At 68.9% G+C, this 12,615-nt stretch carries 13 protein-coding genes; 6 read left to right on the top strand and 7 right to left on the bottom strand.

What is annotated here, in order from left to right; genetic code table 11:
- Nucleotides 1-4: 4 nt before the first annotated feature.
- The gene (locus tag ACQP06_RS28240) at nucleotides 5-223 is read right to left on the bottom strand and encodes an EF-hand domain-containing protein (protein WP_433667611.1); all 219 of its coding nucleotides are present in this window, start codon (nucleotides 221-223) and stop codon (nucleotides 5-7) included.
- Nucleotides 224-377: 154 nt separating this feature from the next.
- Here ACQP06_RS28240 and ACQP06_RS28235 point away from each other — a divergent pair, with 154 nt between their 5' ends.
- On the top strand, nucleotides 378-602 hold the full coding sequence (locus tag ACQP06_RS28235; RefSeq protein WP_433667609.1) for a hypothetical protein: 225 nt from the start codon (nucleotides 378-380) through the stop codon (nucleotides 600-602).
- Between the two features lie 52 nt (nucleotides 603-654).
- On the opposite strand, the gene ACQP06_RS28230 is transcribed toward ACQP06_RS28235, so the two are convergent.
- Nucleotides 655-1,053: a DUF6463 family protein gene (locus ACQP06_RS28230; protein WP_433667608.1), complete on the bottom strand. Its 399-nt coding sequence runs from the start codon at nucleotides 1,051-1,053 to the stop codon at nucleotides 655-657.
- A 164-nt stretch (nucleotides 1,054-1,217) separates the two neighbouring features.
- Here ACQP06_RS28230 and ACQP06_RS28225 point away from each other — a divergent pair, with 164 nt between their 5' ends.
- Nucleotides 1,218-1,790: a TetR/AcrR family transcriptional regulator gene (locus tag ACQP06_RS28225; RefSeq protein ID WP_433667607.1), complete on the top strand. Its 573-nt coding sequence runs from the start codon at nucleotides 1,218-1,220 to the stop codon at nucleotides 1,788-1,790.
- A gap of 1 nt (nucleotide 1,791) precedes the next feature.
- Nucleotides 1,792-2,499 (top strand): ubiquinone/menaquinone biosynthesis methyltransferase, encoded by a 708-nt coding sequence (locus tag ACQP06_RS28220; RefSeq protein WP_433667605.1) that lies wholly within the window; start codon nucleotides 1,792-1,794, stop codon nucleotides 2,497-2,499.
- Nucleotides 2,500-2,520: 21 nt separating this feature from the next.
- Here ACQP06_RS28220 and ACQP06_RS28215 read toward each other — a convergent pair whose 3' ends face one another.
- Entirely contained in the window at nucleotides 2,521-2,658 is a 138-nt protein-coding gene (locus ACQP06_RS28215; protein ID WP_433667603.1) for a hypothetical protein, read from the bottom strand.
- Between the two features lie 84 nt (nucleotides 2,659-2,742).
- Nucleotides 2,743-3,297, bottom strand: coding sequence for a DUF1772 domain-containing protein (locus tag ACQP06_RS28210; RefSeq protein ID WP_433667602.1), 555 nt, complete (start codon nucleotides 3,295-3,297; stop codon nucleotides 2,743-2,745).
- 267 nt (nucleotides 3,298-3,564) lie between these two features.
- Between ACQP06_RS28210 and ACQP06_RS28205 the strand changes: the two genes are divergently transcribed.
- Nucleotides 3,565-4,938: a cutinase family protein gene (locus ACQP06_RS28205; protein WP_433667600.1), complete on the top strand. Its 1,374-nt coding sequence runs from the start codon at nucleotides 3,565-3,567 to the stop codon at nucleotides 4,936-4,938.
- 1 nt (nucleotide 4,939) lies between these two features.
- On the opposite strand, the gene ACQP06_RS28200 is transcribed toward ACQP06_RS28205, so the two are convergent.
- Both ACQP06_RS28200 and ACQP06_RS28195 read right to left on the bottom strand, forming a co-directional pair.
- The gene (locus ACQP06_RS28200; RefSeq protein ID WP_433667598.1) at nucleotides 4,940-6,049 is read right to left on the bottom strand and encodes a HoxN/HupN/NixA family nickel/cobalt transporter; all 1,110 of its coding nucleotides are present in this window, start codon (nucleotides 6,047-6,049) and stop codon (nucleotides 4,940-4,942) included.
- A 124-nt stretch (nucleotides 6,050-6,173) separates the two neighbouring features.
- Nucleotides 6,174-7,733: a DUF4185 domain-containing protein gene (locus ACQP06_RS28195; protein ID WP_433667596.1), complete on the bottom strand. Its 1,560-nt coding sequence runs from the start codon at nucleotides 7,731-7,733 to the stop codon at nucleotides 6,174-6,176.
- Between the two features lie 145 nt (nucleotides 7,734-7,878).
- Here ACQP06_RS28195 and hrpB point away from each other — a divergent pair, with 145 nt between their 5' ends.
- Complete coding sequence (gene hrpB, locus ACQP06_RS28190) at nucleotides 7,879-10,353, top strand: ATP-dependent helicase HrpB (protein ID WP_433667594.1); 2,475 nt, start codon at nucleotides 7,879-7,881, stop codon at nucleotides 10,351-10,353.
- 249 nt (nucleotides 10,354-10,602) lie between these two features.
- Nucleotides 10,603-11,268 carry a quinone oxidoreductase family protein gene (locus ACQP06_RS28185; protein ID WP_433667592.1) on the top strand — a complete coding sequence of 222 codons (666 nt, stop codon included), beginning with the start codon at nucleotides 10,603-10,605 and terminating at the stop codon, nucleotides 11,266-11,268.
- On the opposite strand, the gene ACQP06_RS28180 is transcribed toward ACQP06_RS28185, so the two are convergent.
- Nucleotides 11,252-12,574, bottom strand: coding sequence for a DUF2252 domain-containing protein (locus ACQP06_RS28180; RefSeq protein WP_433667590.1), 1,323 nt, complete (start codon nucleotides 12,572-12,574; stop codon nucleotides 11,252-11,254). The two genes, ACQP06_RS28185 and ACQP06_RS28180, sit on opposite strands and share 17 nt — an antisense overlap.
- Nucleotides 12,575-12,615: the final 41 nt, after the last annotated feature.

Raw genomic sequence — 12,615 nt, 5'->3', positions numbered from 1 at the left:
AACCTCAGCTGACGAGGGTCATGAACTCCTCGAGGCTGATCTTCTGGTCGCCGTTCAGGTCCGCTTTCGCCAGGATGGACAATGCGGCGTTTCTGGCGGCCTCGGAAGAGAAGCCGTAGGCCTCGACCGCTTGCGTGTACTCCTCGAGGGTGATGTAGCCGTCACTGTTGACGTCGACCTTCTCGAAGACGGCCTTGGCCTCTGCCACGGTGAACCCACCCATGACGCACTCCTTCGTTCTCTTCCCAACACCGAACCAGCCCAAGGAGTATCGCACTCGGCCGACCAATACTGATCCGCGCAGCGGTATCGGCTGAATCCTTCTGCTGGTCGGGCGCCTCTTGTGGATGTCATGAAATGGCGGAAGGAGAACGGCAATGACGTCCAACCGGAGCCTTGCGAGCGCATCGCTGACCGGCCAGCTGCTTCGCGGTGCGATCGGATTCGGCAGCCTTATGGGGGCTTTGGTGGCGACACCCTTCGTTGGGCCGGTGGGTCTGTTGCTCGCCGCGGTCGGTGTGATCGCCTTGCGTGGTTGTCCGGCGTGCTGGGCCGCCGGGCTCATGGCAACGATGTCGGGCGGGCGTCGACCGCCTGAATGAGCACCCTGACGGAGGGGTTCGATTTGTCCTCGAACCCCTCTCGCAGTGGCTATTACACGGTTTTCGCCGCTTCTGGGGCGGGGACGGCACGTCTGGCCCCGGCTACCAGTAGGCCGGTGGCGATCGCCATGATCGGCCATGGTGTGAGCGGCATGACAAGCGCGCCGAATGCGGTCCATGCACCGAGCATCCAGGCGAAGAACGGTGGTGGGGTGAGGTCGCGGCGATCCAGCCACAGCACGGTCAGTCCGACCATTACGAGCGGAATTCCGAAGCTGTCCAACGACAGCCATAGTGCGCTGTTCGCGGGGCTCATCGCGGAGAGGTCGTCGTGCCACAGCGCGCCGCTGAACCAGTCGTCGGCATAGCGTGCGGCACGCATCAGGGTCAGGGCCAGGATGGTATGTGCGGCTCCGAAGAGAACTATGAGCCGACCCGCCCACGCAATCACCGGACCACCTCGGTTCGGTGCGAGGGCATGGCGGAAGCCGCGTGCGCGGGGTGGGGGAGTCGATCGGACATGGCACCGTCCTCTGCTGTTATACGGTTGCGTATAATCAGAGATTAGAGCCGTTATACGGTTCCGTACAACATCGAGGTGAGGTGAATCACGGCATGGGTGCTTTGCGCACGCCGCGCGAGAAATGGATCGACGCGGGGCTGGGGGCGCTGGAGGCCGGCGGTGTCGATGCCGTGCGCATCGAGGCGCTCGCCAAGGCGCTCGGAGTGACCAAGGGCGGGTTCTACGGCTACTTCGCCGATCGCGATGCGCTGCTGACGGCGATGCTCGAAACCTGGGAGCGGGAGGCCGTCGACGATGTCCTCGAGGAGGTCGAGCGAGCAGGTGGCAATGCGCTCGACAAGGCTCGGCTGGCGGGTCGGCTCACGTTCTCCAGCGACCGGTTGCTCCCCGTCGACCTGGCCATTCGCGATTGGGCCCGCCGCGACGCCGGTGTGGCCGAACGTCTACGCCGAGTGGACAACCGGCGTATGGACCTGCTTCGCGACGCGATCGGCACTGTCTGCTCGGACCCCGACGAGGTCGAGGCTCGCAGCCTGCTCGCCTTCTGCGGGGCCATCGGCAGCCATTTCCTCGCCGCCGACCACCCCGGCCGCACCCGCGAAGAGGTCATCGCTCGCGCCAGCGATCTGATCCTGAACCGCCCGAGTCCGACGGAGGGTCTGTGAGATGACGACCGACAGCATGCCGCACGGCAAAAGCGTTGAGGTGCACGGGATCTTCCAGAAGATCGCCGACTACTACGATCGGATGAACTTCATCATGACCCTCGGTCGTCATCGCCGGTGGTGTCGTGAGGTCGCCGAGCGCGCGGCGCCAGCCGCGGGCGGGGACCTGCTGGATCTCGCGACCGGTACCGGCGTGATCGCGCTGGAGGCGGCTCGTATCCATCCCACCGTCACCGTAACCGGTGCCGATTTCTCCGAGCGGATGCTGGCGCACGCCAGGACCAAGCCGGGGGCGGACGTCATCCGGTGGCGGCAGGCCGATGCCGCCCACCTGCCCTTCGGCGACGAGTCGTTCGACGCCATCACCGAGGGCTACCTGTTGCGCAATGTCGAAGACCTCGAAGCGGTACTGTGCGAACAGCATCGGGTGCTCCGGCCCGGCGGCCGCCTCGTCATCCTCGAAACCTGCCCGCCCAGCGGACCGGTGAAGCCGGTAGTGGAGTGGGGGATGCGCACGATCGTCCCGCTGCTCGGGCACTTGGTATCCGGTGACCGATCGTCCTACACCTATCTCGAATCCAGCACGCGCGATTTCGAATCACCACAGCAGGTCGCTGACCTGTTGCGCCGAACGGGTTTTCGCGACATCGGATGGCGCAAGAAGTTCTTCGGGACGAACGTCATCCTCTGGGCCGCCAAGGCGCGTTGAACAGCTCCCGCGCCACTCGGGTCAGCTGGCGAAGGTGACCGTCCAGTGCTGGTGGTTGTCCTTGTAGATGACGGAGACGCCGACTCGGGTGAGGTTCTTGTCGAGGATGATGGCGCCGGCGGCGATGGCCAAGGCGGCGGCTGCGGGGCGAAGGTTCATTGGTGTGTGAGCGGAGTGGCCCAACGGTCGCGCCGCTCACCAACGAGATCCCAATCAGGCGCTGATCGCCTGGTGGAGCCGGTTTCACTTGGTCAGGCGACCGTGTTGGACCAGTGCCCAGGCGAGAGCGGTGAGGGCCCCGGTATTGGCCAGGGCGCGGACGATGTTCCAGGTCAGCCAGGGGGTTTCGAAGTCCTTGCGCAGGGCGGCGTAGTCGGCGAGGCCGGGCGCGGCGTCGGTGGCGGTGGCCAGGTTGTTGTTCAACGGGACGTTGAAGCCCGAGGTGATGATCAGGCTCAGCAGGTTGAGCGCGGCGGCGACGGCGACCCAGATCAGCACCGAGCGCAGGTCCGCGCGTAGATAGAACACCCCGGCCAGCACCGAGAAGCCCAGCGAGCCGAGGAAGCTGAGCATGAACACCGGGTTCACGATCACCACATTGATCTTGTTCATCACCTCGACGTACGTCTTGTCGTCGAACTTGCCCAGCCCGATCATCACCGAGCAGGCGTAGGCGTAGAACACGCCCGCCAGCAGCCCGGTCGTCACTGTCGCGGCGATCAGTGAGATGACCCCGAACGTCGGGGGCGCGTGCGGCGGATCGAGGACTTCGTCGGCGAGTAATGTGCTGTGCTGCATGTCGTTTCACTCCAGTTCGGATTCGAGTTCGACTCAGCGTCGGTCGATCCGGGTATTCGATCAACGGTGATTCGCGCATGGCCGGATTAGCCCGCGTGATTGATAGCGATTCGGCATGGCGGAAATTGCCAACCAACTGAAACGCCGATGTGTCTGAAAACCCTGCGAAATCGCCGCCGAGCGGCCAGAATTAGCTATGACTGTGCTGCGGATCTGTCCTTCGCGGCGCGGGAACGGGACCCCTTCGGCGGCAGAGGAATCGGAACGATGAGCAGGCTGGCGACCTCGTGCGCGGCGATCTTGGTCACCGCGGCCGTCACGGTCGGGACCCCGGGTATCGGCATGGCGCGGGCGGATACGCCCGCCGCGGAGCCGTGCACCCGCTACACCGCGATTCTCGCGCCGGGCACCTGGGAGACCCATCCCGACGCCGATCCGACCATCCCCGTCGGCCTGCTCCGGCCGATCGGCGACGGCCTGCAACGGCAGTTCGGATCCGATATCACCGTCCTCTACGCCCCCTATGCCGCAAGCGCTTTCGACCAGGGCCTGACCTACGCCCAGTCGCTGGGCACCCTCGAAGCCCGACTGCGCGAGATGGTGAGCGGCCTGTGCGCGAAGACGCGTGTCATGCTCGCCGGGTACAGCCAGGGCGCGGACGGCGTCGGCGATTTCGCCACCGAGATCGGCAATGGCGAGGGCCCGATCACCCCCGACCGGGTGGTGGGCGTCGGCCTGGTGGCGGACCCGCACCGCGACCCGAGAACCGCTCTCCCGCTGGGGACTCCGCAGCCGGGCCACGGCATCGCCGGTATCCGGACCCAGGATTTCGGCGCGCTGACCGACCGGGTGCGCACCATGTGCGCCGACGGCGACCTGTACTGCTCGCTCAATGCCGTGGCGTCCCCGTTCCTTTCGGCGCTCGGCCAGGTGGTGGTCGGTAACCCCGATGCCATCGCGTCGGTGATCCCGCCGGGCACCGATCCCGGCCCGATCTTCGCGCAGGCGATCAAGGTGGGCGCGGGCTGGTCCGCGACCGCGTCGAACATCCCCGCCATCCTCACCAAGCTCACGGGTCTGCAGGGCCTGATCGAGGCGGGCAACATCCCCGCCGCGCATCAGATCGCGAGTGACCTGAATGCCGCCCTGACCCCGCTCGTCCAGGCCGCCGCCGGTGTGGACCTGCCGTTGGTCGCCTCGGTGATCCGGGCGGCGGGCGGTGTCGACCCCACCGGTTGGACCGCCGCGGCGAGTGTCCTGGCCGACGCGCTGACCCAGATCGACATCGTGCGGATCGCCGCCAATGTGGGCCGCGTGGAGGAGAGCCTGTTCCGCGCCGCCGATGCCCTCGCCCGCGACAACGCGCTGGCCGCCGCGGCGGAACTGGTGAACCTCACCCCGGCGGGTCTGGATCTCGCGGGTTCGGTGGTCGGCCCCTTCACCTCCGCCATCCGCAGTGACCTGCGCGCGTCCGCTCGCACCCTGATCAGCCTGGGCGATCCGGACAGCGTCAACAACCTGCTGGAGATGACGCGTCAGGGCGTCGACCTGGCCAACTTCTACGCCTCCAAGGCCCACGTCGACTACGGCGACGACACCGATCTGCTGCTGGATTTCCTGGGCTCCCAGGCGGTTTCGTAACTCAGTCGAGAGTCTCGGTCCGAGGCTGCAATCCGGCCGCCCACTTCTCCTCGATCCGGCCGTACCGCCAGGTGAGCAGGGCGGCGGCCCAGGTGACGACGAAGAGTCCGACGATCAGGAATCCGATGAGGTTCAGGTCGAGCCCGCTGATGGTGTCCCACGGCCCGCCGGTCCAGCCGAACTCCTCGGCCAGCAGACCGAGCAGTTCGATCGTGCCGATGATGAGCGCGACCGCGATCGACAGCGACGTGATGGTCAGGTTGTAGTAGATCTTGCGCACCGGGTTCGCGAACGCCCACCCGTAGGCGAAGTTCATGAACGTCCCGTCGATGGTGTCGAGCAGGCTCATGCCCGCCGCGAACAGCACCGGCAGGCACAGGATGGCGTACCAGGGCAGTCCCGCCGCCGCGCTGGTCCCGGCCAGCACCAGCAGCGCGACCTCGGTGGCGGTGTCGAAGCCGAGCCCGAACAGCAGCCCGATCGGGTACATCTGCCACGGCTTGGTCACCGACTTCATGATCGGACCGAGCAGCCGATTCACCAGACCGCGTTGCGCCAGCTGGGCTTCCAGCTCGGCCTCGTCGAAGTCCCCGCTCCGCATCCGCCGGAACACCCGCAGAATGCCGACCAGCACAACGATGTTCAGCAGCGCGATGACGTAGAGGAAGGTCCCCGACACCGTGGTGCCGATCAGCCCGGTGTAGCGGTGCAGCGACGAGGAGTCGTCCTCCACCGGTCCCGCGATCGCCTTGACCCCGAGCGACAGCAGTAGCGCCAGCCCGAACACCACCGACGAATGCCCCAGCGAGAAGAAGAATCCCACCGACAGCGGCCGCTTCCCCTCGCCCATGAGCTTGCGCGTGGTGTTGTCGATGGCCGCGATGTGGTCGGCGTCGAACGCGTGCCGCAACCCCAGCGTGTACGCGGTCAGCCCGACCCCGATACCGAGCGTCCGGTCTCCGACGCTCAGCTGCTGCGGCGCGACCAGCACCACCAGCGTCACCCATCCCACGATGTGCAGCGCCACGATGATCCCGGCCATCGCCCCGAGCCGCACCCATTCCTGCCGAGTCACCCGCATCGATCCACGCACCTCTCCACGACCACCCATGGTGCCCGATGGCGTCGAAAGTTCCCCGACCGGCGTGATCGACCACCCGCACCACGATCTGATCGCGCATAGATTCGATCAGTCCGGGCCCGCGCGGGGTGGGCCCGGACACAAAACAACTGCGCTACTTCAGTTTCGCGTGCATGAGGTAGACGTTGTAGCTGTTCCACGTGGAGATCGTGAAATACAGGTCCTTGGCGGTGGACCAGGGGTGGATGAACCCGCCGTAGGCGGTCGGGTAGTCCTCGGTATTGATCAGCGCGACCGGTTCGGTCCACGCGCCCTGGGGATCGGCGGCGGTGCGCAGCACGATCTGCCCGCGCACGGTGTCGAGGTACACCATCCGCCAGAGGTTGGACTCGGCGTCGAACTGGACCGACAGCTCACTGGCCGTGCCGGAGATCAGGGGCGTGGCGAGCAGTTCGTTGGCGCCGTCGGCGGCAATCCAAGCGTCCTTGACCCAGTACTGGTACGCGGACTTGTTGAGCACCTGATCCGTGGGCACCCGGGCGAGCCCGATGGTGCCGAGCCGGCCGTTGGGAGTGCCGAACATGTAGACGTAGTCGCCGTGCGGCACCATCGTCGCGACCTGGAAGCGCCCGGCGCCGAACAGGTTGTCCCAGCGCGCCCATTGGGATTTGGTCCAGGTGCGGCCGTGGTCGTCGGACCAGGCGATGCCGCCGAGGTTGGTCCACCACATGCCGGGGATCTTGGACCAGCGATTGACCGACATGTAGGTCAGGTACTGGCGATCGCCGACCGCGAAGCCGGAGGTGGGGATGGTGGTGGTCTCGAAGTTCTTGACCTTGCGGCTGTCCAGGATCTCGGTGGCGTGGCAGCGGGTGTTCTGCACGAAGTCGTCGAGGACCAGACCCTGCGACAGATCGCGGGTGCTGCTGTAGGCGATCACATTGCTGCGCCAGTCCTGCGTGTCGGTGCCCGCGCCGCCGGGCTTCCAGCCCTTGCCGAAGGTGTCGCCGAAGACGACCGCGACCTGGCCGGGCTTGCTCTCCCACATCAGCCCGAGGTCGGTGCCGTCGACCGACCAGCGGGTGTCGGTGCGGTTGACCGACCCGCGCCCGGTCACCTGATTGACCAGTTCCACCGAATCCACCTGCGGCGCGGCCACCGCGGCGGCCGCGGGTGCGGGCTCCGACGGCTGGACGGCCGGGGTGGGCGCGGGCTGCGGTTCGGGCGGTTCACCGCCGGGCACCACGATCGGGATGGGTTCGGGGTCGGGGGCGATCTCGATCTGCGGCAGCGACGCGCTGCCGCCGCCCGGCGGGGCCGGGGTCGGGGCCACGGTGTCGCGGACGTCCGGGCACGGGCTGGCGCACGGGTCCGTGGGCAGCGCGACGTCCACCCGGGTGGTGTCCGGCTTCTGCGCGTACTGGCTGACCGTCACGATCTGCGGCACCGGGATGGGCACCTTGATGGTCTGCGGCGGCTGCGAGGTCGATCCGCTCGGGTCGGCCTGCCGGTTGACCGGGTCGAATCCCGTTTCTCCACAGCTGTTCACGGGAGCGGGCGCCCACGGTCGCGGCGCGGCGGCGGCGGGGGTCGCGGGCAGCAGCATCGCGCCCAGCGTGACGACGGCCGACAGCGACACCGCCGCAGGGGCCGATAGCGACAGCGCCGCAGGGATTTCAGCAGGGTTCGAGCGACGGCGGGATCGAATTCCCATGGGGTAGGCGGCTCCTCGTTCGCGATCGACCCGACCACCTTAGACCGATCTTGTCGCGGGGTGAACCACCGTGAACCGGTCGCGAGATCCGTCGCGTGTGAGGTGGTCGCGGCGCGATCCGGCGCACGCGGCAGACTGAACGGTAATGAACCTGCCCGATCTCCCCGACCTCCCCGTGCGCGCCGCGCTCGGGGAGATCACCGACACGCTGGCCGAGCACGGCACCGCCGTCCTGGTCGCCCCGCCGGGCACCGGTAAGACGACGCTGGTCCCGCTGGCCCTGGCCGCCGCCACCTCCGGGCGTGTCGTGGTGGCGGAGCCGCGGCGACTGGCCGCGCGCGCCGCCGCCGCGCGCATGGCCGCGTTGCTGGGGGAGCGGGTCGGGGAGACCGCCGGGTACTCGGTGCGCGGCGACCGCAAGGTGGGACCCCGCACCCGCATCGAGGTGGTGACCTCGGGACTGTTGGTGCGGCGCTTGCAGAACGACCCCGAACTCGCCGGAGTCGACGTGGTCGTCCTCGACGAATGCCACGAACGCCACCTGGACGCGGACCTGCTGCTGGCACTGCTCCTCGACGCCCGCGCCGGACTCCGCCCCGACCTGCGTGTGCTGGCCACCTCCGCGACCGTTGCGGCGGACCGCCTTTCGACCCTGCTGGGCGGCGAGTCGGAACCGTCCGCCCCCGTACTGGAGGTGCACGGCCGCACCTACCCGGTCGAATTCGATTACGTGCCACCGCTGCCCCGCGAACGCATCGAGCAGCAGGTGGCCCGCACGACCCGCCGGGCCCTCACCGACAGCCCCGGCGACGTCCTGGTCTTCCTCCCCGGAGCGGGCGAGATCCGCCGCACCGCCGCCCTGCTCTCCGACCTGCCCGACGTCGACGTCGTCCCCCTGCACGGCAGACTGCCGGCCGCCGCACAGGATTCTGCCCTGCGCCCGGGCTCCCGCCGCCGAGTCGTCCTGTCCACCGCGGTCGCCGAGTCCAGCCTCACCGTCCCCGGCGTCCGCACCGTGGTCGACTCCGGACTGGCCCGCGTTCCGCGCATCGACCACCGCCGCGGCCTGTCGGGCCTTGCCACCGTCCGTGTCTCGGCCGCCGTCGCCGAACAACGCGCGGGCCGTGCGGGCCGAGAAGGCCCCGGCCACGCCTGGCGCTGCTGGCCCGACTACGAGCACACCACCCTCCCCGCCTACCCCGAACCGGAGATCCGCACCGCCGACCTGACCCGGCTGGCGCTCGAACTGGCCTGCTGGGGCACCGTCGATGGCCAGGGCCTGGCCTGGTGGGACGAACCCCCGGCGGGCGGCCTCGCCGCGGGTCGCGCGGTCCTGCGCGCCCTCGACGCCGTGGACGACCATGGCGCGGTGACGGATCGAGGCCGCCGCATGGCAGCGGTCGGCCTCCACCCCCGATTGGCCCGAGCCCTCCTCGACGGCGCGAGCGAGGTCGGAGCCCGCGCGGCCGCCGAGGTAGTGGCCCTGCTCGACGACGACTCGCTGGCCCCCGGCGTGGATCTGGTCGCCGCCCTGCGCACCCTCCGCGGCGACCGCCCGGCGCGCTGGCAGAAGGAGGCGCTGCGCCTGGCGCGCCTCGTCAGCGACGACATCGACAGTGGCCGGGGCTCCACGCCCGGGGGCGATGATCCCGCTCTTGTTGCGGCACTGGCGTATCCGGAGCGGCTCGCTCGTCGCCGCGCATCCGGGTCGGCCAGCTATCTGATGGCGGGTGGGACCGCGGTGACCCTGCCACCCGGGAGCGGATTGGGCGATGCCGAATGGTTGGCGATCGCTGTGGCCGGGCGCGATCCGGGCCAATCCGAGGGGCGAATCCGGTTGGCGGCCAAGGCTGATGAGGAACTGGCCCGCCAGGCTGCCGCCAATCTGCTCACCACCGTGGACGAAGTGGACTGGGTCGATGGCGACCTGGTGGCTCGCCGGGTGCGCCGCTTGGGCGCGATCGTGTTGTCCGAACAGCCCCTGCGCGATCCGAACCCGGACTTGGTCTCGGCGGCCTTGCTGCGGGGACTGCGCGCCACCGGCCTCGACCTACTGCGCTGGACCGATGATGCCCGCAGCCTGCGACAGCGCCTGGACTTCCTGCACCGCACCCTGGGCGCGCCGTGGCCCGCCGTCGACGACGACACTCTGCTCGCCGACGCCGAAACCTGGCTGACCCCAGAACTTTCCACCGCCCGCCGCCGCTCAGACCTCGAGCGCGCGGATGCCGGTCAAGCGCTCCGCCGCCTACTGCCCTGGCCCGAGGCCGCCCGGCTCGACGAACTCGCCCCCGAACGCCTGGAGGTCCCCTCCGGCAGCAATGTCCGCCTCGACTACTCCACCGACCCACCGGTCCTCGCCGTCAAGGTCCAAGAGATCTTCGGCTGGACCGAAACCCCGCGCCTGGCCGACGGCCGCGTTTCGCCTGTCCTGCACCTGCTCTCCCCGGCTCAACGACCGGTGGCGGTCACCGCCGACCTGCCGTCCTTCTGGCGTACCGGCTGGCTCCAGGTCCGCGCCGACCTGCGCGGCCGCTACCCGAAGCACGCCTGGCCCGAGGACCCCACCACCGTCGTCGCCCACCGCGGCACCGCCCGCAACGCCAACCGGCAGGGCTAGCCAGGGCCGGAGGCGCCTCCGCCTCCGCTGGGCCTCGGTGCATCCGAGACCCATACGGCCACAGGCGCTACGGCCTCGACATGAGGAGAGTCCGTAGCGCCGAACCTGACCTGTGGCCGACGTGGGACACCCGCGCGGCCCGCGGAATAGTCGGCTCGTCGCGCATGCTGCACTCGTGCGTCCGGGTTCGGACGATGTGGCGGCGCGTATGCCGAGGTCGTCGTCGTCTCCGCGGCGACGGTCTTCCCGGTGCCCGACGGCATCGATCTACGCACTGCCGCAACGCTTCCCACGGTGCTGCCGACCGGTTACGCCCTGCTGCACACGGTCGGCCGACTGCAACCGGGTGAGACGGTGCTGGTGCAGGCCGCCGCCGGTGGCGTCGGCACGGTGGCCGCGCAGATCGCCAAGCTGGCGGGCGCCGGCGCGGTGTACGGCGTGGTCTCCAGCCCGGCCAAGGCGGACTACGCCCGCGAATACGGTTATGACGAAGCGTTCTCGAATGAATCCTTCGACGCCGACGTCCGCGCCGCCACCGGTGGCCGTGGGGTGGACCTGGCGTTGGAGTCGATCGGCGGTGACACCTTCCGCCGTACCGTGGAGTCGCTGGCCCGCTTCGGTCGCCTGGTCTCCTTCGGCAATGCCGGTGGCGAGGCCCCGTGGCAGGTCGGTGCGCCCGAACTGTTCCCGCAGGGCCGTTCGGTCGCCGGTTTCTCCATCATGGGCCTGAGCGCGTCCGCCCCGGATGTGTTGCGCGAGATCTCCTCTCACGCCTTCGACCTGGCCACCTCCGGCAAGGTGCGGCTGCCGATCACCGCCGAGTTCCCGCTCGCCGAGGCGGCCGACGCGCACCGGCTGATGGCGGGCCGCTCCTCGACGGGCAAGCTGGTCCTGGCGGTCAACTCCCAGCTGTGATCCGACCGGATTCGATTGCCGCGAGCAGGGATTCGTGATCGGCATCGGTCTGGTCGGCGTAGGCCAGCGCGAATTCGCCCATGGCCCGGTCGAAGGTGTCCTTGCCGCCCAGATAGGCCGCGATGGCCGCCCGGTCCCCGGACCGGGCGTGCCCCCGGGCCAGGGTGTGGCCGCACAGGGCGGCGTACTCGCGCAGCTGCGCGGGGGACATGTCGTCGATGCTCAAGGAGCCCTTCATGTCTCGCAGTTGCCGCCAGTAGTAGAAGCGTCCGTCGGGGCCGGTGGCCCAGCCGAGGAAGATGTCACCGGCCGATTGGGAGAGCCGCTGTCCGTGCACGACGCGGTGGCCCTGATGGAGGAACTGGCTGTGGCTCAGGTGCGCTGACAGCACCGAGGGCTCGGCCTGCTTCACCTGGAGGAACAGCGGGTCGCCGGTATTGCGTCCGGTCAGCAGGGCGATGTAGCAGCGGGTGCCGACGCTGCCCACGCCCACGACCTTCATGGCGATATCGCGGAGTTCGTAGCGGTCCAGCAGGACGCGGCGTTCCTCGGGCAGCGTGTCCCGGTAGTCCGCCAGCACCGAAAGTAGTTGCTTCTGTGCCTTTTTCGGCACCGGTAGCAGCAGGGGCGGGTCGGCCTTGATCCGCGGTGCGCCGTCGGGCCCGAGTTCGGTGAGCTTGTCCAACGCGTGCAGGCTGGTGCGCGTGCGTGCCCGGCTGATCACCTTGGCGGTCATCTTGCGATGTTTGGGCCGCATCAGGGCGGCGACCTTGTCGGCGTCGATCATCTCGTACCAGACGTCGGTCTCGCCGAGCTCGGCCAGCCGGTTCATGGCCTCGCGATAGGCCCGCGCCGCCGAGACCGCGGCCTCGGCGGCCTCCTCGTCGTCGCTGCCATTGGCCCGTGCCGCCACCACCACGCTGGCCGCGAGCCGCTTCACATCCCATTCGAAGGGCCCGGGCAGCGTCTCGTCGAAGTCGTTGACGTCGAACACGAGTGACCGCTCCGGCGAGGCGAACAGACCGAAGTTGGACAGGTGCGCGTCGCCGCACAACTGCACGTGCAGGCCGGTGTTCGCGCCGCTGGCCAGATCCCCGGCCATGATGGCGGGCGCGCCCCGGAAGAACGGGAGCCGTCCGGCCGCCATCCGCTCGTACCGGATCCCGATCAGTTCGGGCAGTCGGGTGGCGGCCTGCCGCTCCAGTACCGCCACCGGATCCGGCCGATCCACCGCGGCTTTCCACTCACCCAGCGACCGCCGCGGCACCCGCTTGCGCACCGCCCGCCCCGCCTTCGATCTCGACATGCGCTGACTCTAATGGATTGTGCCAAACCACTATCGACCCG

Origin of the sequence: Nocardia sp. CA-136227 (genome assembly GCF_050955695.1) — a bacterium.
In the GTDB taxonomy this organism is placed as follows: domain Bacteria; phylum Actinomycetota; class Actinomycetes; order Mycobacteriales; family Mycobacteriaceae; genus Nocardia.
Note: the sequence above shows the minus strand (reverse complement) of the source record. Positions and strands in the feature narration are given on the sequence as shown.